This is a genomic window from Paenibacillus sp. W4I10 (assembly GCF_030816325.1).
GTDB classification, from domain to species: Bacteria; Bacillota; Bacilli; order Paenibacillales; family Paenibacillaceae; genus Paenibacillus; species Paenibacillus amylolyticus_B.
On record NZ_JAUSXX010000001.1, the window covers coordinates 2,332,507 to 2,352,728 of the forward strand.

Sequence of the window (20,222 nt, forward strand, 5' to 3'; positions counted from 1 at the left end):
ACGAGCAAACAAAAAAAGTGACTTCAGGTTGAAGTCACTTTCTCGTTAAGCACTATTACTGCTTCTAACTAGATTAGAGTTTAAAATGCCCAGTTGCCTTTACGGAATACCGGCTCGATTGTACCATCCTGTAACTCACCATCGATATCCAGCTCAGCGGAACCGATCATGAAATCAACGTGAGTCAAGCTCACATTGCACTCATGCTTCAGTAACTCTTCATTCGACATGGTTGTGCCATCTTTCATGTTGAATGGATACGCACTTCCCACAGCCAAGTGGCAAGATGCATTTTCATCAATACCCGTATTGTAGAAAATACGATTCAGGTTGGAGATTGGAGAGTCATGTGGTACTAGTGCGACCTCTCCCAGATAACGTGCACCTTCATCGGTGGCAAACAGGTTCTTCAAATGTTCTTCACCGGATGCTGCCGTAAATGCTACAACCTGTCCATCCTTGAATGTGATTCTCATTTGGTCTACTAGTTGCCCGTTCAGGTTCAAAGGCATGGTACTGCTGACATATCCATTCACTCCACTGCGTTTAGGCATGGTGAATACTTCTTCAGTTGGCATATTGGCGACCGTGTACACGCCTTGTTTATTTTCGCTACCACCGCCACCCCAGATGTGGTTGTGGACCAATTCAATTTTCAAGTCTGTACCTGGCGCACGGTAGTGCAGGCTCTTATAGTTCTTTTTGTTCAGGAGATCACTCATGGTATTCAGGGTATCCAGATGTTCTCTCCAATTTTGTACGGCGTCTCCGCCATCTACACGGTTCATTTTGAAGATGGTTTCCCACATCACGTTGATTCGGTCTTCTTCCGGGATGTCGGCAAATACTTTTTTCGCCCAAGCCTTGGTCGGGGCCTTGATCAGACACCAGCTAATTTCATGGTTGCGTGTGTATTTGGCATATCCGCGACGTGCGTGTGCAGCTGCCTTGGTAGCACGGGAAACGCTGTCGGAGTCAATTCCGTTATACAGTTCAGGATCTGGAACTTTGATCGTCAGGGTAGCGCCGCCTGCTTCCGCAAACTTTTCCATCATATCCGCTTTCCACGCTGGATAGTAGTCAAAGCTGTCATTGGAACCATGTTCAAAACGACTGCGGGTAATGTTGTCGTCATCGAAGTCCACTTGTACATAGTTTGCACCAGCCGCATAGGCTTTTTGCACAATCAGACGTGTGAATTCAAGCGTTTCGATGGGAGCAGTGACTAGCAGATCCTGTCCTTTTTGAATATTCACGCCAACTTTAACAACCAGTTCTGCGTATTGTTCCAATGACTTTTCAAAGGTTTGTTCAAATTGACTCATGGTTGTGTTCACTCCTGTTTCATATATTGTACGACCGCTTTCGCTTCTGCAGAATCGATTCCTTCTCTTTCACTACGCAGGCTTAATATCTAAAATTTCATTTATACAAAACGATTTAACCATTACGTTTTTCTTGTTCGCGCAGTTCGATCCGGCGGATTTTACCAGAGTTGGTCTTTGGCAGATCCGTAACAAATTCTATCTTGCGTGGATATTTATAAGGTGCTGTAATTTCTTTGACATGGTGCTGCAATTCACGCATCAGTTCTGGTGAAGCCAGTGAATCGTCTCTCAACACGACAAAAGCTTTGACAATATTGCCGCGGATCTCATCCGGACTTGCAACCACCGCGCATTCCTTCACGCTGGCGTGTTTCATGAGTGCTTCTTCCACTTCGAATGGTCCAATCGTGTAGCCCGAACTGATGATGATGTCGTCACTGCGCCCTTCAAACCAGAAGTAACCTTCTTCGTCTTTACGTGCACGGTCTCCTGTTACAAAATAATCGCCACGCTGACTCGCTTCCTTCCGTCCCTCATCCTGATAATAGGACCGGAACAAAGCTGGCATCTCTTTGTGTACCGCGATATCTCCTACTTCACCGGCAGGAACAGGCTGTCCGTCTTCGTCAATGATTTCAATCAATCCAGGTGTAATCGACTGACCCATGGAGCCAATGCGTACAGGAGCGTCTTTGAGACTGCCGATTAACAACGTGCTCTCGGTCTGTCCATATCCGTCTCGAATAGTCAGGTCGAAGTGACGCTGGAAGATTTCTATGACTTCCTGATTGAGCGGTTCACCCGCTGAAACGGCACTGCGCAGATGAGACAGGTCATAATGTCCTAGATCATCGGCTTTGGCCATCAACCGATATTCCGTTGGTGTACAGCAAAGGACATTAATTTGATGTTCCTGCATCAGTTCCAGGTAACGCTTGGGCTGGAAAGATCCATTGTAGACCAGTCCAGTCGCGCCTCTTCCGAGTACCGACAGGAACGGGCTCCAGATCCATTTTTGCCAGCCAGGTGCAGCCGTTGCCCATACGGTATCTGAAGGTTGAATATCCAGCCATAATGAAGAAGCGATCCGCAGGTGGGCATATCCCCAACCGTGGCTATGTACAACTCCTTTGGGATTACCTGTTGTGCCCGAAGTATAAGCAAGGATAGCCGTATCATCACGATGAGTCTCCACCGCAGCCATCTCATCGGGTTGATTCTGCATTAACTGATGCACATTCACCCAACCTTCAGCAGGTACGCCAACTTCTTCATTCGGTGATGCCACGATGCGATGTGCCAGTGACGGCAGATCCGCGTCCATCTTTTCCACTTCCGAGGTCGTCTCGGACCATACAATAACAGCCCGCGCCTCAGAGTGACGCAGACGATATTCCAGATCTTTTGCCCGCAACATCTCGGAGGAAGGAATAACGGCAATCCCCAGTTTCAGACAAGCAATATAAATGACATAGGCAATAATACGGCGTGGTACCATGACCAACACCCGATCGCCCTTCTCTAGTCCAAGTTCACGCAAACCTCCAGCAAGACGATTCGCCTGCTTGAATAAATCACCATACGTGATCTCTTCCAATTCTCGTTGATCGCTGAGCCATCTAAGTGCAATCCGGTCTGATGGATGATTCTCCATCTCGGATGTCAGGTTATAGCTTTCAGGCGAAATCCACTGTTCAAAGTTCAAATGGAGCCTCTCCTTCGTAGTTCAATTGTAAAGCTTCTATATATTATACCCTAAATCCTAGGACCAGGTGCTATGAACTAGGTTCATTCTGAAAAAATAAACATAGGTCAATTAATGAACTATTATAATATAATAGATCTTATCCTATAAAGAAAATGACATATACAAAATGGCGCCTTCCTGATTGATCAGGTAGGCACCATTTCATTCTTAATTTATATTACATTAATTTTACCTAACTATAATTTCCACACAGCTATACTGTGTATATTACCACGGATAATTACCCATTCCGTCCTTAATGCTTTCGATCTCATTGAGTTCTTCCGTTGTCAGATCCGGTGCCTGGAGGGCAGCCACGTTTTCTTCAATCTGGGACACACGGCTTGCACCAATTAGTGCGGAGGTTACACGGTTACCACGCAAAATCCAGTTCAGAGCCAGTTGGGAGATCGTCTGCCCTCTTCGCTCGGCAACTGCCTGAAGCGCATCGAACTTGGCAATCCGTTCGTCTGTGTATGCTTCTTTTTTCAAATTGCCTGTTGGATTGGCGCGTTCTTCCTTGATCTTGTCGACATATTTATTGGTCAACTGACCGCGGCCGAGTGGACAGAACGCAATGGAACCTACGCCCTGCTCATCCAGTACGTCCTGCAAACCGTCTTCAATCCAGCGATTCAGCATCGAGTAGTTTGGCTGATGAACCAGACATGGCGTACCCAGACGACGGAGAATGGTCACCGCTTCTTGTGTCTGTTCTGCATTATAATTGGACAAGCCCACATACAGTGCTTTACCTTGGCGCACGATATGATCCAGCGCCGTCATCGTTTCTTCCAACGGCGTATCCGGATCTGGACGGTGATGATAGAAAATGTCCACATAACCCAGTCCCATCCGGCTGAGACTTTGATCCAGACTGGCAATCAGGTTTTTACGGGAACCCCATTCGCCGTAAGGTCCACTCCACATGTGATAGCCAGCTTTTGAGGAGATGAGCAGCTCATCCCGATAAGGACGCAGATGTTTTTTATAAATCACACCAAAGTTCTCTTCCGCTGATCCTGGAGGGGGACCATAGTTATTCGCCAGATCGAAGTGGTTAATTCCGAGGTCAAAGGCACGCAAAATCATCTCTTCCTGAATATCCAACGTGCGGTTGCCACCGAAGTTCTGCCATAAACCCAGTGCAATTTGCGGCAGTCTGATTCCGGATTTACCGGAACGTACATATTTCATCTCATCATATCGTTGTTCACTCGCAGTATAGGGCATTGTTATTCTCACTTTCCTGTAGGGTTTGCCTTGCTGCTTCTAATCTTAGACATTTCTCGGGCAAAACGATATGGCATTTCACTATAACCATATGGAAAAATGACTGTTATCTATACAAACTAATGTTAAATCATTGATCTTTTTAGCTAATTAATATGTTAAAATGCAAGATGAGACGAATCATACAGGAGTGAATACCCTTGATTACGTATATGTTTAAAAGCAATCATTTTCAGGAGCTTCAGCTCCTTCATTATGGCACGGAAGCCTGTACACCAGGTCATCACTTTGGCCCTGCCATGAGAGACTATTACAAAATTCATTATATTTTGAATGGCAAAGGCACCTTCGAAGTGGGTGGCAAAACGTACACCCTGCACAAAGGTCAAGGTTTTCTGATCGTTCCGCATTCTGTTGTTCATTACGAAGCAGATCAGGATGATCCCTGGGAATACAGCTGGGTTGCTTTTCAAGGCAGCAATAGCCAAACCTTTTTACAGCAAGCTTGTCTGTCGGAGCATCACCCGATTTTTGAGCTGGGCAATGAGGATGACGAGATGCGATCCTGTCTGCATCGAATGATTAATTCGCGCCATACCCACAAAGGCTGGGAGATCAGCATGACTGGTTTGCTGTATCAATTCTTCTCCATTTTGATTGATCAGGCTAATTCAGAGCATCTTCAACCCATACAGGATTATTCGAAGGAAACATACGTAACACAGGTGATGGACTTTATTGAAATGAACTACGCCAATGCCATTACAGTGCTATCCATCGCGGCTCATGTCGGCTTGCAGCGCAGTTACCTGTGCTCTCTCTTCAAGGACCAGATGGGAAGCAGCATCCAATCGTATCTGGTCCATTACCGGATGCGCAGGGCAGCCGAACTGACCCTTGATCCAGGTCTGACCATTGGTGATATTGCCCGTTCTGTGGGCTATACGGATCCTTTGCTTTTCTCCAAAATGTTCAAAAAAGTGATGGGCGAAGCGCCCACCTATTACCGCAAACATAAAACAGCACCCTCCCAATTAAGTTGCTAATTGGGAAGGTGCTGTTTTTGCCAATCATTTATCCTTACAATCGTTATTCCTTACATTCTTTTCATTTGTTTATACCGTCTCCGGCATGGATATGCCAACAACTTGCACTTTAATTTCATTGACCATAACACCAGCTAATTGCTCTACAGCCTGTTGAACATTATGTTGAAGTTCACGGCAGACCTCGTGCATCTTGTTGCCATATTGAATGTTGATGCGCAGCTGGATGGTTGCCTGATCGTCTTTAACGTGTACGTCAATCCCTTTTTGCAGACTCTTGCCGCTGATGCTCTTGGCAATGCCTTCAGTCAGTCCAACGGACATGGAGGATACACCAGCCGTTGATTGAGCGGCCATTCCCACGATCTTGGATAACACATCGTTCGAGATGTGAATGGTACCCATTTGAACAGATTGAGGTGCGATATATTCAGGTTCATTGTATTGTTTTTCGATAATTTCAGACATGTGCTCCACTCCTTCGAATAATTAAATTCTATGCATTCTGCCATTTGTCCTTGAAGAACATGTTATAGATTCGAACCAAAAGAATTTTAACGATCATATAAACCGGGATAATAATCAGGATGGCAATAATTCCACCCAGGTCGCCTGCACCCAACACCAGAATGATGGTCGTGAGCGGGTGAATATCCAGCTTTTTGCCGAATACGTACGGTGCTACCAGGTTGTCCTGAATCTGCTGAGCGACAAGAATAATAATCAGAGACCAGATGGCAACCGATGGTGATACCACGAGACCCATGATCACAATAGGTACGGACGACACAATCGCTCCGATAAACGGAACAAAGTTCATGATGACCGCAATTACCGTGAGCAGTAATGCGTACGGCAGTCCAATGATCAAGAAACCGATATACATCAGTACACCCAATGCCAGATTGACCAAAACTCTTCCCACAATAAAACCACTCAACGCCTGATCAATCTCAATTACGACTTCACGGCTGTCATTTTGGAAACGTTTTGGAGCGATATGTGCCAATTTACGACCAAATTTCTCGCCTTGTAACAACATATAGAACAAAAGGATCGGTAGTGTAAACAAGATGATCGCAAAACTGGAAACGAGTGAGAAAAATCCACTTACATAGTTGGTTACAAAGTTAAATCCTTTGTTGATATACTCCGTGATCTGGGAGAAAGGTGTCGAGCCCTCAGGGAACAAGGCCTGAATGGCACCATTTTGCTCCAGCTCTCTCAGCTGTTCACTTAATGAATTAATTAGACTTGGTGCGTTATCGACCAGATTGAACAGTTGCTCACGTAACGATGGCCATAAACCAATGATGAAGAACACTCCCAGAATAGCAATAACCAGATAGATTAGCAAAATACTTAGCGTGCGATTTATTTTCTTTTTCTCCATATAATTCACAAGCGGCCTTAGCAGATAATAAAAGAACACCGACAACATCATCGGCACGGTAATGACCGTGATCATGGTGACGAGCGGCTGAAAGATGAAGCTTACACGTGATAATAAATAGATATTAACCAATATCAGCGCCAGTGCAATACTGAACCGGACAAACGTATTTACTTTGAACAAAATATTTCCCTCCACATGGACATTTCTTCTCTTATTTAATTTGGAATCTCAATGCTAAACACGGTGGTTTCTCGCCCACGCCGGGAAAGGATCAGCCGTCCGCCCATTTTCTCCGTATTACGTCGTGCGATGGACAAACCAAGTCCGGTGCCTCCAGTCGCTGTCCGCGCCTCATCCCCTCGTACAAACGGGTCAAAGATCGTTGACCACAGTTCTTGTGGTATGCCCACTCCGTTATCTGCCACCTCTATCACCACATGGGTATGAAGCGGAATGAGTTCTACGCGCAGTTCGGTCCCGATTGGATTATAAGACAGAGCATTGGTAATCAGATTCTGGATGACTCTGGATAACAGCTCCGGATCATACCTCGCGTAGATCACCTCATCAGGAACAAGTACATGAAGGACAAACTGTTTCTGTTCAATCTCCCCATAGGTATCTGCCATAATCTCGCGCACGAATTCTCCAATTTCTCTTCTCTGAATATGCATGCGAAAATCGGGCGAATCCACCTTGAGCAGCTCCAGCATATTCTGTATCATGCGTGCTACTTGAACGGACTTGTTATAGATGTATCCCAGATATCTTTGCTGCCTGTCCTTGTCCTCCCCACGTCCCTCCACCAATGCCTGCGCGTATCCCTGTATGGATGTTATTGGTGTCTTCAAATCATGGGATAAGTCTACAATCAGTCGCTGTTTGCTCTCTTCCGCATAACGTTTCTCCGCAGAGGTGTTCTCAATGACGTCCGCCATGTAGTTAAAGGTCTCACCAATCTGGACAAATTCCCTCTCGGCGGAGATCGACATCCGTGTACTATAATTCCCTTGTATCATCTGCGTAAGGCCCGAGGAGAGGATGCTGAGTGGTTTTTTGATTCTCCGTGCGACCCAATAGCTGTAGACAAAGATCAATAATAAAACCAAACCGATGCCAATCATAATGTAAAAGGATAATGGATGTTTCAGATTGGTAATCAACTGATTATCATTAATCCGCACGCTGACCAGATCACGCGGGATTTTGAGCAGTACATACGCTGCCGCTCCTTCTGTCGAGAGAGGAGTGATCGAATAATAGTATTCCTGGTCACTCCGATTTTCCAGTCCATCATACAGATCAGCTTCACTGTATTGTGTGAACGCATCTTGCTTGTCTCCCACATGATGAATGACGTTGCGATTCGCATCCAGAATCTCAATCCAGCCACCGCTGTCCTTGAGACGTTGAATCTCTGTGTCTTTGCCTTTCGACACCGAACCTCCACCGGAGTAAAATTCGTTCTCCAGCTCTGCCACATACACGTGGGCTTCAACATTTAGATCCGGATCAACCACCTGATCCGAAATGCGAAAATCCACGACATCAAGTGAAACCATAAGGTACACGATCAGTACCAGTAACAGCAAAAAGAAGTTGAACAGCAAGAAGTCCAGTGTCAGGGATGTCTGCAACAGTCGCTTTTCTCTAGCTTTCCATGGGCGCTTCAATTTTGTATCCCAGTCCCCTTATCGTTTTGAGATATTCCGGTTGTCTGGAGTCACGCTCGATCTTCTCCCGAATGTTGCTGATATGTACCATGATGGTGCTGTCCTCGTGCGCATAATAATCGCCCCAGACCGCTTCGTATATTTTTTTACGGGTGAACACTCGGCCAGGTTGATCAAGCAACAATTCCATAATTTTATACTCTGTAGAGGTCAATGTTACAGGTGTTCCTGAACGAAAAAGGATACATTGGGATCGATCCAGTGTCAGATCACCCAATACCAGATTTTGTTCTTTCGCACTGGGGATCTCCGCTGCATCAAATTGATTAACTCTTCTGAGCAGCGCCTCTACTCTGGCAACAATCTCAAGCGGGTTGAACGGCTTCGCTATATAATCGTCTGCCCCAAGTCCAAGTCCAAGGATTTTATCGTGATCCTGACTTTTGGCGGATAGGAACAGTACAGGCATGTGATGCGTGGCTCTGATCTGTTTGATCAACTGCAATCCATCCATTACAGGCATCATGATGTCCAATATGACCAGATCGACCTGTGTTGAACGTATGCATTGTAATGCCTCGGCTCCATTCACCGCAGTTTTAATGGTATAGTCCTTCTCCAGATAGAGTTGAAGCAGTTCAACAATCTCTGGTTCGTCATCTGCAATTAATACGGTGTATCTCATGTTATTCCTCTCATTTCCTATACTGTATGCCTATCTCTACATTATTACTATATACTACGTCTCTTAATTCAACCTAAATCATTTCTAAAGATAATCTAAATAAATAGAAATAGAGCCCTGGCTTAGGCCAAGGCATTAACTAAAATAGGGCTGTTTTCAGCCTTCATTCAAGCTTTTCGTTCTTCATTCAGGCTTTTCAATCTTCATTCGGACCATTTGTATTAGATCATCAGATCATCCCTTAAGCGAACGAAGCCACGGCTCAACTTTTCCCAATAAACGTTCCTTGTCATACTGCACATATTGGTTCGCCCGATTGCGCACGGGATCACCCGCGTAGAAACGTTCATATAGATCATGCCTTGCTCCGAGTGGACTTCCGGTCAGCTCCCATGCGAGTTGAAAGAGTCGAATCTTCTCCGGGGCTTGCATCGTTACTCCACCAAGATATTTGCCTACCATAGAACCACCATTTCATTCATCTCAAACGTACCTGAAGGAATCTGAATCAGACCACCCGCAGCAATGGTCTTCAAAATCTCCACCGCGCGAGGGTAATAACGATTGCCCAGATTACGTGCGGTTTCAATATATTTGAATTCTGGCAGCCAGTTGCCAAATGCGTCCGGCTTGGACTGTGCTTCAGCAGCAATAATCAGTCCCTCGATAGTCTGCATCTGACTGATCAGCTCTCCGAGTTGTTCCTGCACATTCAGGAAGGAGTCCACCCCAATCTCCTTGGCAATGGCTGAGGTCACAGCTGTAATGAATTCCAGTTTCGAGTGTAATCGAATGACACTCTGATGGTAGGCCAGACTGGCCGATGCTGTATTGCAGCGAATCTGCCATACGGCTTCAGGGTTATTGTGCAGCAATACACGTTCCCAGGGCACAAATACATCGTCAAAAAATAATACAGCATCCATCTCATCATACTGCGCACTGAGTGGATGTGATTTATCTGAATCTTTTGTGGCAAAAGATTCACGACACATCATGTGCAAGCCCGGACTGTCCGCGGCTACAATGACCATATGGGACAGCTCTGGCAGGTGGCCCGGAATTCGTTGAACGGGATAAGCAATGATATCATCGGCATAAGGCGCTGCTGTTGCCACCATTTTGGCCCCGCGGATCACTACACCCTCCGTATTCCTTTTGACAATTCGCAGCATGGCATCCTCATCTTCTCCAACAGGCAAGGAACGATTAATCTGTGGGTCACGCTGGACAATTGTCAGGAATGCATCTTTTCGTTTGGCTTGTGCAAAATAATCCGATATTTTGTCTGCAAATGCCAGGTCATGTGATGTCATCTCATGTCGTGTTGCATACCAACCGGTCAGCCGGGATCGAGCATAATCAGACAATCGGCTCATCACCCCATACGTCCGATCGGCCCACAGCCGAAAAGCATCCGCCCTGCTCTTCACGTCAGGAACTGAACGAGGCACAAGAAAAGAGCGATGCACGTAACTTCCCGTCTGTTCGTCCCAATAGGCCACGGTTTCCCTTGTCTCCGGGTCATCCACCAGATTGAACAATCCTTCAATGGTTTGAAGTGTTCCCTGAAAGGCCTGATGCCCAGTTACCTGGATACGCTCTCCGTCCAGCCATACATTCCGCTCATCATTCAAACGTTGAATGTAAGCTTGTCCACGAGACATCGTGATACTCATGATATGTCCTCCCTCTCAGGCACCGGCCTGACATTTCTGTAACTCCATCCTTCTAACTGCTTGAGAAACTATGTAATGATACATTCTGTATCTAATGAAATAGTACTGTGCCTTAGCTAGAAAAGTCAACAGACACCGAGCGATGAGTCCGGTGTCTGTTGGGCTATGCTATTTTAGACTAATTTGGAATACATGTGACGCAGATACCGCCAGCGCACGAGTGCAAAATACAAAATCTGCATGGAAGCAAACACCAAGAAGATGCGCAGGCTGTATCCGAAGACCGAAAAATCAACCAGTTGCTGCAACGCCACAAAGGCAACCGAACTGTGGATGACCGCCACCAGAATCGGCAGGAAGAACATAAGCAATAGCTGCCTTGTTACGATCTTACGGAGTTCGGGACGACTCAGTCCCATTTTGCCAATCATGCGATACTGCGCTTCATCCCGTTCTAGATCTGCGTAAAGTCTGAAATACGTGAAACTTGCTGCAAAGGTGAAGAAAACAATGCCAATCAGACCGCTCAAAATTAGAATGATGCCATTGGTCTGCTTGGAATTAAGCCAGTCCACCACAAGCGCGCTGACCTCGTAATAACCTTTGTCCGAATGATCATCTTGAATGGATTTGATCAATTCAGGAGCAAAGCTGCGTGTACCCATCCAATCTTTAACGATAAATTGTATCGTTCGACTCGAATAGAAACCTTCAGGCATGCCTACTTCCTCGTTGTACGCTGGTCTCATCTTATTAAACAATTCGTCGGTTACGACGTAGAGATAAATTTCATATTGAAAAGGAATCACAATCTCAGTACCAGGTGTCGATAGCTGGACAGGTACACGCTGATTATCAACCTCCAGATTGACCTTTCCTCCCGAGACTCCTTGTTCAACCTGTTCACGGTACTCCTTGCGAATCGCCAAATTGCTTGGTGTCATAAATGACTCATCGATCTGTTTCAACGTACGTTCTTCATACCCCAGTGCCTTCGCAAGACGGTTATAATCACTTAGTTTGATAATCTTCCCATTATTATTTTCACCTATAGGAGCATAACTGCCCTTCACGTAGGGAACTTGATTATCAATCAACGTTTCTTCAATCTGCCGAATATGTCGCTCTGACTGGGGAGTATCCCATGAATTCATATAACTGAATGCGTACGGATTCGACATCGACGACAACCCCGGGTCAGCAATCGCGAGCATGGTGCCAATTCCAGTAAATGAAGAAGCTGAAATGATACTTACCATGAAAAACATGATGGCGTTATCTTTCATTCGATAGGTAAGTTCAGATAGGAAGAGCAGATTGGTTTTACGGAAAAACAACCTTGGATTTCTTTTCAGTGCCCGAATGATGTATACACTGAGCTGTGTGAACAGAAAGTACGTACCTGCAATAACTACCACGACACTTGCGAGTAATAACGGAAAGGAGAAGCTTATCCATACAAAAGTGAATACTCCTGCATAACCCCCGCCAATTAACAATACCGATAACAAGGCGAGTAGACGCGATGCTTTGGGTTCCGGTTTCGGTTTTTCCTCTGATTTCACAAGGTCAATGAGAGTTCCTTTGCGGATGAGCAAGGATGATGACATCGCGATCACAACAAACAGCAGCAGAAATGCACCAGCCGTCAGGGCAATGCCTTTCAGCGGAAAATAGAACCGAAGACTGTCCTCAACAGCCAGCATGGAGCCACAGATGAGCAGAATCAATTTTCCGAAAATAAGCCCGAGTCCGATACCGGTAATAATAGAAGCGACTCCAATACACATGTTCTCCATAAACAGAAGTCTGTTCATCTGTTTGCGTGTCATGCCAATGATCAGGAAAATACCAAATTCCTTCTTACGCGTCTTGAGAAATGAACCAACGGAATAGAGAAGGAACAGGAATGAAAAGATGAATATAATAACCTCTGCAATCATAAACCCCTGATTAGCAAGCAAAGTAACTGTACCACTTGATCCCTTCAAACCGTCTTTGAGATCGGGATGGAACAGGAGCAATGCATAGATGAAGAAGATCATGACGGAAAACGTACTGCTCAGAAAATGAGCCAGATAAATTCGTTTGTTGCGAACAACGTTATTAATGGCGAACTGGCGAAAATTCATGTCCGGACCCTCCCATTAGGGATAATACATTAATAATCTTCTGGTAAAAGGCTGCTCGATTATCGCCGTAGTGAATTTCATTATACAGTTTGCCATCCTTGATAAAGACAACCCGACTGCAATAACTTGCAGCTACTGCATCATGAGTGACCAGCAGCATCGTAGCCTGATCCTCCTGATTGCGTGTTTCGAGAATCTCCATGACATCTCTTGCCGCCTTCGAATCCAGGTTGCCTGTTGGCTCATCGGCCAGAATCAGCTTCGGGGAATGGATCAGCGCTCTGGCAATGGCCGTACGCTGTGCCTGTCCTCCTGATATCTCATATGTCCGTTTGTTCAGAATACCCTCGATCCCCAGCTTGCTTGCCAGCTGTTCCACACGTGTGTTCATCTCTGCTAGCGAAACACCGTCAAGAGTCAGTGGCAGAACAATGTTTTCCTTGACCGTCAGTGTGTTCAACAGATTGAAGGACTGGAATACAAATCCCAGTTCTTTACGCCGGAACAGCGCGAGTTCATCCTGATTCAATTCAAACGGATTCTTTCCTGCAATCCGTATTTCTCCTGATGTTGGATGATCAATGGTAGAGATCATGTTCAGCAAGGTGGTTTTACCACTGCCGGATGGTCCCATAATACCGACAAACTCTCCTTCCTGGATACTGAGGTCAATACCTGATAATGCTTCATACGATACGATCCCTTTATAGATTTTGCTGATCTGTTTGACAGAACAAATCTCCATAGTTACAACTCCTTAGTCATGTATAAAATTTAAATCAAACTACATCCATGCAGTGTGCATGCATATTATGCGACGCCTTTCCTTTGATCTTCTGACTACAGTCTATCGAAGTTTCGGCCATTCTCCTATGGTTTAACCTTTCACCAACATGACAATGTTGTAAGGTTGCATCATGAAAATCAAAAAGACGCCTTCGCCCCGATCAGGCAATAGACGTCTATACTTACACTGTAATTCATGCCCCACTCACACTTTTTCAACAAAAATACACACCTCACGGCCCAATCTTACCTCAATCTGTCACTTCAGGAGCTGAATGTGATTCGGACGGTCGTTCCTTCGCCGTACACAGATTCAAGATCAATCCGATGATTCATCCGCGTTAACACTTCTTTGGCAATATACAGCCCCATGCCTGTGGACTCTTTGAAATGCCGCCCGTTCTCCCCGGTGAAGAAAGGTTGGAATACCCGGTTTAGATCAGACTTCGGAATTCCGATGCCCTGATCCTGCACTTCCAGCATGATAGAGCGTTCTTCTTCATATGCACGCACATAGATCTTTTGCCCGCTGCCCGCGGAGTACTTGATTGCGTTCGACAGTAACTGTACCAAGACAAAACGAATCCACTTGGCGTCGGACTGCACAACCAGCGTAGAATCAATATGCATCTCTGGATAGACGTGATTGCGGATGAAGAATCGCTTCAGTTCATGGATCGCCTCTTCGCCAGCGTTCTTCAATACCACTGGTTCAACACTGAAATCCTGCTCGAAAGTATCCAAGCGTGCCACATACAACACCGTTTCCAATCCCCGTCTCATCTGGTCCGCTTCCTCGCGAATGCTTATAAGCCTGGGATCGTCATCTTCCTGATCCTCCACCGTCAACTCAATGACGGATAATGGTGTCTTCATCTGATGGACCCACTGGTTCATGAATGTCAGATATTCTTGCTGCCGTTGTTCCAGCCGATGGAGATGAGCATGGTACTGTCCGTATTGTGAATCCAGCAGCTTCTCCAGCGCCAGTGATAAAGGACTTGTTTCGTTCAATGGTACAAATTCCTTCAGCGAATCCATCGATCGTGACATCCGGGTATAAAAGGAGCGATGTGAATAATAACGATACACCAAATATCCGATGTATAAAAATAATCCCAACGTTACGGCATAAGCAGCCGTGACCCAATCGTTGTAACCGTCATACCAGAACACTGCAACAACGGTGAACAAGATGGCAACAACCCAGCAAGTTAAAGCGAGATGTTCTCGTATAAACAATCTCATGCTGGTGAAGAGGCCTTCCAGGTATTGTTCAATCGGTAACCAGAACCTCTGACCGTTTCCAGTGCATCCGTAATACCAAGCTCGGCTAATCGTTTACGCACCCGAGTAACGTTAACGCTGAGTGTATTGTCATCCACAAAAGAGTCATCCCACAGCTTCTCCAAGATTGTCTCTCTGCTCACAAGCTTTGGACTGCGGCGCAGTAACGTTTCCAGCAGGATCGTTTCCTTCTTCGTCAGCTGCACTTTGCGATCACCAAGCTGAATCTCCAGTCTTTCCAAGTACACGACCAAGCCGTCCAGTTCCACCTTGCGTTCTTCATCACGTGCAGCATAGTCCCCATATACCCGGCGCAGCTGACTGCGAATTTTCGCTATAACAATCTCATGCTCAAATGGCTTCGTGATATAATCATCCGCCCCGTTCTCCAGTGCCATGACCTGATCCATCTTCCCACTCCGCGCGGAGATAAACAAAATGGGGCATGTGGACAGCGTACGAATCTGGCGGCACCAATAGAAACCATCGTAACTGGGCAAGTTGATATCCAGAAGTACCACATGTGGCTGTACCTGCTCAAACTGTTGCACAATCATCTCAAAATCCTCGACCAGAACGGCCCGGTCCCCGTAGCGTTCAATATGTGATTTCAATAATCCCGCAATCTTGGGATCGTCCTCTATTATCATAATGGTATACATTATTGGATCTCACCTCTGGCAAAATCATAACACAGGATTTATTATCTAGCATCGATTTGCTTACGCCAATCCACAATATCTGCATTCAATTGCTTCAGGTCTCCAGAAGCTTTCTGATTATCGGATAACTTGTATTGTTGCTTCAACGCCAGGATACGATATACACTTTCATCAATTCGAGACTCAGAGATCTCATCTGACTTCACTGCACTTATTAGCGTATCAAAAATCGTCTTGGCACTCTCATAACTGTGAGCTACCAACAGAATGTCACTTCCTGCTTTAACCGTTGCCAGGGCTGCCTGGTCCAACTTGAAGTTCTTCGCGATTGCACCCATACTCAGGTCATCTGTGATGACCACACCATCATATTTGAACTTCCCACGCAAATGTTCACCAATAATGACATCCGACAAGGAGGCTGGATGATCTGGATCCAGCTTCGGGAACAAAATGTGTGCAACCATGACCGCCTCTACCTGCTCCTTCACTGCGGCCTGGAACGGAATCCATTCAAGCTCAGCCAGTTGTTTTTCCGTTTTGTTCACAACAGGCAGATCAAGATGGGAGTCCACGGACGTATCCCCATGACCCGGAAAATGTTTCACTACCGGAATAATGCCTTCACTACGTAGTCCCTTCATCTCTGCAATCCCCATACGTGACACCAGTTCTGCCGAGCTGCCGAATGAACGATCTCCAATCACCGGGTTCTTCGGGTTACTGTTCACATCCAGCACAGGAGCAAAGTCCACATTAAAACCCGCAAGTTGAACTTGTCTCGCCAACAATTCACCCATCGTTTCAGCAAGTGCGCTATCTTTCGTCTCGCCTACTTTTTTACTGGAAGGAATGGATTCTACCGTCTCCGGCATACGACTGACTTTGCCGCCCTCCTGATCCACACTCATGAAGATCGGTACCGGGTTGGACTGATTTGCTTCCTTGATGGATTGTACAAACTTGGCTGTTCCCTCTAGTGTTGATACATTGTTGGCATAGAAAATAATGCCCCCTACCTTTTGATTCGTAATCATCTGTTTGGCTTGATCATCCAACATTGTCCCCTGAACACCGGCCAGTATCATCTGTCCAATCTTCTCTTCTAACGTTAATGAACTGAGCTGCTCCTGCACCGGATCGACTTCTTCTTGCGGTTCCTCTTGCACTTCTTCCTGCGGTGGAGCGGTATTCTGCTCCGGCGATGAGGAAGATTGCCCTGAGTTGGAGCCAGCGTTGGAGCCGGTATTCGAGTCCGTTGCGGAGGAAGGTTTTTGTGCTTGGCCACATGCCGATATAAGCAGAACGATCCCCAGCAGAAGACACATCATATGCAGTGGTTTTCTCCATTTATTGTTCGAGGTGTAACTATAGTTGTACAAGGATATTCATCCTCCTTATGTAATGTCATCTTGGCAATTCACAGGTTCAGGCCTAACCTTATCACAAGGTGAATGATTTTCAAAATGAGCGCTTCTGAGGATTGAATCGTTGTGCTGACATATATGCAGCGAAAAAAATGGTTGCTATAGAACCTGAGATGTGGAACTTCAATGGTGTTGTGACTATGCGCGTGTGTGTGATGTATGGGATTAATAAACAGGTGCAGCGGTGCGGAAAATGCTTTTCTATTGTGAATTTTTCATATGTTGAAATTATTAGTATAGGTAGCTCAAAAAGCCGCCCAAAGGCGGCCTATTTGTTCGTTTTTGTTTTACTTTTCGTTGTAAATCCTTGCCGTTCAGTGTTGGTTCACCTTTCACCAAACGTTCTTAGGCTTCTATTAATGGAGTGTTTGCAACACTTCCGTTGTAAATGGAATGATTTCGGATATGCGACCTTCACGAACTTTGGCAGGCCATTCGGGATCACTAAGCAGAACACGACCCAAGGCGATCAAGTCAAATTCATTGTTCTCCAACTTCTCATTTAATAGATCCAAATGGGCATCGCCTGTTCCCTGGTTCTCGGTTGCTCTATCTACAAATTCAGCTTCAAGACCTACCGATCCAACTGAAATAGCTGGTTTGCCAGTAATTTTTTGCGTCCAACCCGCGAGATTCAGCTCAGATCCTTCGAATTCCGGTAACCAGAACCGGCGTGTAGAGCAATGGAATATATCCACGCCAGCAGCACTGAGTGGTGCCAGGAATTGCTCCAATTGTTCTGGCGTCTCCACCAGACGTGCCTCATAATTCCCCATCTTCCATTGGGAGAACCGGAGCACAATTGGGAAATCAGGACCAACCGCCGCACGACAAGCTTCAATCACTTCAACCGCAAATTGGGTTCGCAGTACCAAATCACCACCATAATTGTCGGTCCGTCGATTCGTCTGCTCCCAGAAGAATTGGTCAATCAGGTATCCATGGGCTCCGTGCAGTTCAATGCCGTCAAACCCGATTCGCTGTGCATCCGCTGCCGCTTGGGCATATGCCTGTACAAGACCTTGAATCTCCTCTTCCATTAATGGTTCGCGTGATGGTTCACCCGCCATGCTAACCCCTGACGGACTTACAGGCTCAGCTTCTGCGTTAGGCAAGTCACCGGAACGACGTGCTGTACCCACATGCCACAATTGAGGCATGATTTTGCCACCCGCTTCATGCACTGCTTTCACTACATTAGCCCATCCTTGCAACGAATCTTCACCATGGAACAATGGTATACTCGCTCCGCTGACCGAAGAAGGATGATTGATGCCTGTACCTTCCGTAATGATAAGTCCCACTCCGCCTGCTGCTCTTCGACGGTAGTATTCAGCAACTTCCGGTCCAGGTACGCCCTCTGGTGAGAATCCGCGAGTCATGGGGGCCATAACGATTCGATTAGACAAGGTTAGCTTGTCCGAGGTGAAAGGTTTAAATAATGCTGAAGGTACGTTCATCGTATATTGCTCCTTTGCAATTGGAAGTATGGAACTCCGCATTCATGTGAAATGCGACATGCTTTTGTATATCATAACATTTGTAATCCAGTTGACTGGTTTAAGGTTATTTCTCTATCCATTTTATAGTTTCTTAATTTTATTTTCAAATTTTCGAAGTTAGTCGTTCATACTAATCTTTTACATAAAAAAAGAAAGCTACCTTAACGGCAGCCTCTGTTTGATCACACTACCGAAGCAGTCTGACATGCACTCTACTGCATCTTAAGGTATTTTCCCGGTCACCAATAATGTGGATGTAGCATAGTATATAATCCATAATCTTCCTTCCGATTTAATTAGCATTCACGGGGATATTATTGCGATTCACTCGAAGCAATTTCCCTGACGAAGTCGATAACACATCGGGATCAGTACCAAGACCAAAGTAGAAGTCACCCTCGTTCTCTTCAAATGACTTGGCATACGTGTCCTGATTAAAACGTAAAATCTCATTCCATGTGGTCAGATCCGTGGATTGGTAGACCCGATTGATATACAGATTGGCACTTTGGCGAGTATACGTAAGCACATACACCTTGCCATCACGCAACAGCACATCGGTTGGGAGCGCCTTGGCATCTGGCAGATTAACACGTCTTGCCTGATTAATGTCGGTCATGACATTCAAAGATTTGGGCAGCAGCTGCCCATCATTGAACACGCCTCCCGCTATATAGAGCAACTTGTTATTGAAGTTAACATTTTTGCCTATTTTATTATAAGGAATCGTGCCCGTTTGATAGGTTAGTCCAGGCAGCATTTTGCTGCCATAGATGACAACATCCCGTTTCTCAAGATTTTCGTTAATCTCCAGGATATTGGTTTTGTCATTCCATATTTTATTGGCAGGATACATCATGCCAGATGCATATAACTTGCCATTAAGATGGAACATGGTATAGGCCCGGAAGCCAAACGTATTGATCGTCGCATATTTCTGCCAAGTTTCACCTTCATTATGAGAGATTAATATCGTTGGTTTGGAATCTGTCCCCAGCGCGGCAAACATCTTGCCCTGATAAGATGCCAAATCGTATACGTGTACACCGAGCGGCAGATTGCGATATTTGGTCCATACCTCTCCATCCAGACGATAGAAATTGCCCAGTTCCCACTTCTCACTATCCGAATCATTGCCAGGAATATATAACTTGTCGTTCAGCACTCTGTAAATGTCAATCTGCTCCTCATCCACATACATCTTCGTTGATGGCAAGATGCCCGGGTTGCTGTTAGTCACCGACTGGGTCTTAAATTTTGCATTCGCTGTATCATAATAAATAACTGGAATAGGACCTGAATTTGGAGCTACGCCCAGATTGCTACTGTTCCCGTGGCCCAAATATATCTTGCCGTTGTACAGTTGCATGTCCCAGACGTTATTAGCATATGGTGTTTTGGTAAAAGGTCTGCCTAGCAGTTCGATCTTCGATGTTACATCCGCTGAACTGATCGGTGCATTCGACACCTTGGCAAGCCTACGTTCCGTCGCAGGGGGTTGACTCGTTGACGTGGTGTTTTTCGGCTTGGAGTTTCCCATAAGCATCCAGCTCATTCCTGCGACAATGGTCAAAATTACGGCTGTCCATTTTGTATGTCTCTGCATGTCCGCTTCCTCCTTCATTTTTTCATCATCATT

At 45.7% G+C, this 20,222-nt stretch carries 15 protein-coding genes and 1 pseudogene; 1 reads left to right on the forward strand and 15 read right to left on the reverse strand.

From position 1 onward, the window contains the following. Window positions 1-80: 80 nt before the first annotated feature. From QF049_RS10235 to QF049_RS10245, 3 genes are all read right to left on the reverse strand, one after another. Window positions 81-1,325, reverse strand: a complete 1,245-nt coding sequence (locus QF049_RS10235) for an aminopeptidase (protein ID WP_124114386.1) — start codon at window positions 1,323-1,325, stop codon at window positions 81-83. Window positions 1,326-1,440: 115 nt separating this feature from the next. Next, entirely contained in the window at window positions 1,441-2,982 is a 1,542-nt protein-coding gene (locus QF049_RS10240; RefSeq protein WP_307543181.1) for an acetate--CoA ligase, read from the reverse strand. A gap of 321 nt (window positions 2,983-3,303) precedes the next feature. Further along, window positions 3,304-4,308, reverse strand: a complete 1,005-nt coding sequence (locus QF049_RS10245; protein ID WP_307537107.1) for an aldo/keto reductase — start codon at window positions 4,306-4,308, stop codon at window positions 3,304-3,306. Window positions 4,309-4,520: 212 nt separating this feature from the next. Here QF049_RS10245 and QF049_RS10250 point away from each other — a divergent pair, with 212 nt between their 5' ends. Further along, window positions 4,521-5,354, forward strand: coding sequence for an AraC family transcriptional regulator (locus QF049_RS10250; protein ID WP_307537109.1), 834 nt, complete (start codon window positions 4,521-4,523; stop codon window positions 5,352-5,354). 69 nt (window positions 5,355-5,423) lie between these two features. On the opposite strand, the gene QF049_RS10255 is transcribed toward QF049_RS10250, so the two are convergent. From QF049_RS10255 to QF049_RS10310, 12 genes and pseudogenes are all read right to left on the reverse strand, one after another. Continuing rightward, entirely contained in the window at window positions 5,424-5,822 is a 399-nt protein-coding gene (locus QF049_RS10255; protein ID WP_074094839.1) for an Asp23/Gls24 family envelope stress response protein, read from the reverse strand. Between the two features lie 28 nt (window positions 5,823-5,850). Next, the gene (locus QF049_RS10260; protein ID WP_074094838.1) at window positions 5,851-6,930 is read right to left on the reverse strand and encodes an AI-2E family transporter; all 1,080 of its coding nucleotides are present in this window, start codon (window positions 6,928-6,930) and stop codon (window positions 5,851-5,853) included. Between the two features lie 35 nt (window positions 6,931-6,965). Further along, window positions 6,966-8,387 carry a sensor histidine kinase gene (locus QF049_RS10265; RefSeq protein ID WP_307537116.1) on the reverse strand — a complete coding sequence of 474 codons (1,422 nt, stop codon included), beginning with the start codon at window positions 8,385-8,387 and terminating at the stop codon, window positions 6,966-6,968. A gap of 13 nt (window positions 8,388-8,400) precedes the next feature. Then, window positions 8,401-9,108: a response regulator transcription factor gene (locus tag QF049_RS10270; protein WP_307537118.1), complete on the reverse strand. Its 708-nt coding sequence runs from the start codon at window positions 9,106-9,108 to the stop codon at window positions 8,401-8,403. A 234-nt stretch (window positions 9,109-9,342) separates the two neighbouring features. Continuing rightward, window positions 9,343-10,787, reverse strand: a pseudogene (locus tag QF049_RS10275) (4-hydroxyphenylacetate 3-hydroxylase family protein). A 173-nt stretch (window positions 10,788-10,960) separates the two neighbouring features. Continuing rightward, the gene (locus QF049_RS10280) at window positions 10,961-12,919 is read right to left on the reverse strand and encodes an FtsX-like permease family protein (protein ID WP_307537120.1); all 1,959 of its coding nucleotides are present in this window, start codon (window positions 12,917-12,919) and stop codon (window positions 10,961-10,963) included. After that, entirely contained in the window at window positions 12,894-13,664 is a 771-nt protein-coding gene (locus QF049_RS10285; protein ID WP_307537123.1) for an ABC transporter ATP-binding protein, read from the reverse strand. The genes QF049_RS10280 and QF049_RS10285 overlap by 26 nt, the downstream gene beginning before the upstream one ends. 305 nt (window positions 13,665-13,969) lie before the next feature. Then, on the reverse strand, window positions 13,970-14,953 hold the full coding sequence (locus tag QF049_RS10290; RefSeq protein WP_307537126.1) for a sensor histidine kinase: 984 nt from the start codon (window positions 14,951-14,953) through the stop codon (window positions 13,970-13,972). Further along, window positions 14,950-15,654 carry a response regulator transcription factor gene (locus QF049_RS10295; protein WP_124114365.1) on the reverse strand — a complete coding sequence of 235 codons (705 nt, stop codon included), beginning with the start codon at window positions 15,652-15,654 and terminating at the stop codon, window positions 14,950-14,952. The genes QF049_RS10290 and QF049_RS10295 overlap by 4 nt, the downstream gene beginning before the upstream one ends. Window positions 15,655-15,695: 41 nt before the next feature. Continuing rightward, window positions 15,696-17,036 (reverse strand): beta-N-acetylhexosaminidase, encoded by a 1,341-nt coding sequence (gene nagZ / locus QF049_RS10300; RefSeq protein WP_307537129.1) that lies wholly within the window; start codon window positions 17,034-17,036, stop codon window positions 15,696-15,698. A 401-nt stretch (window positions 17,037-17,437) separates the two neighbouring features. Then, the gene (locus QF049_RS10305; protein WP_307537131.1) at window positions 17,438-18,541 is read right to left on the reverse strand and encodes an NADH:flavin oxidoreductase; all 1,104 of its coding nucleotides are present in this window, start codon (window positions 18,539-18,541) and stop codon (window positions 17,438-17,440) included. Window positions 18,542-18,875: 334 nt separating this feature from the next. After that, the gene (locus tag QF049_RS10310) at window positions 18,876-20,189 is read right to left on the reverse strand and encodes a hypothetical protein (RefSeq protein WP_307537133.1); all 1,314 of its coding nucleotides are present in this window, start codon (window positions 20,187-20,189) and stop codon (window positions 18,876-18,878) included. Between the last annotated feature and the right edge of the window lie 33 nt (window positions 20,190-20,222).

Excerpts from the sequence above, each read along its gene's own strand:
- QF049_RS10235 (WP_124114386.1), bottom strand. The coding sequence starts at position 1,325 with ATGAGTCAATTTGAACAAACCTTTGAAAAGTCATTGGAACAATACGCA.
- QF049_RS10240 (WP_307543181.1), bottom strand. The coding sequence starts at position 2,982 with ATGGAGAATCATCCATCAGACCGGATTGCACTTAGATGGCTCAGCGAT.
- QF049_RS10245 (WP_307537107.1), bottom strand. The coding sequence starts at position 4,308 with ATGCCCTATACTGCGAGTGAACAACGATATGATGAGATGAAATATGTA.
- QF049_RS10250 (WP_307537109.1), top strand. The coding sequence starts at position 4,521 with ATGTTTAAAAGCAATCATTTTCAGGAGCTTCAGCTCCTTCATTATGGC.
- QF049_RS10255 (WP_074094839.1), bottom strand. The coding sequence starts at position 5,822 with ATGTCTGAAATTATCGAAAAACAATACAATGAACCTGAATATATCGCA.
- QF049_RS10270 (WP_307537118.1), bottom strand. The coding sequence starts at position 9,108 with ATGAGATACACCGTATTAATTGCAGATGACGAACCAGAGATTGTTGAA.
- QF049_RS10280 (WP_307537120.1), bottom strand. The coding sequence starts at position 12,919 with ATGAATTTTCGCCAGTTCGCCATTAATAACGTTGTTCGCAACAAACGA.
- QF049_RS10285 (WP_307537123.1), bottom strand. The coding sequence starts at position 13,664 with ATGGAGATTTGTTCTGTCAAACAGATCAGCAAAATCTATAAAGGGATC.
- QF049_RS10290 (WP_307537126.1), bottom strand. The coding sequence starts at position 14,953 with ATGAGATTGTTTATACGAGAACATCTCGCTTTAACTTGCTGGGTTGTT.
- QF049_RS10295 (WP_124114365.1), bottom strand. The coding sequence starts at position 15,654 with ATGTATACCATTATGATAATAGAGGACGATCCCAAGATTGCGGGATTA.
- QF049_RS10305 (WP_307537131.1), bottom strand. The coding sequence starts at position 18,541 with ATGAACGTACCTTCAGCATTATTTAAACCTTTCACCTCGGACAAGCTA.
- QF049_RS10310 (WP_307537133.1), bottom strand. The coding sequence starts at position 20,189 with ATGCAGAGACATACAAAATGGACAGCCGTAATTTTGACCATTGTCGCA.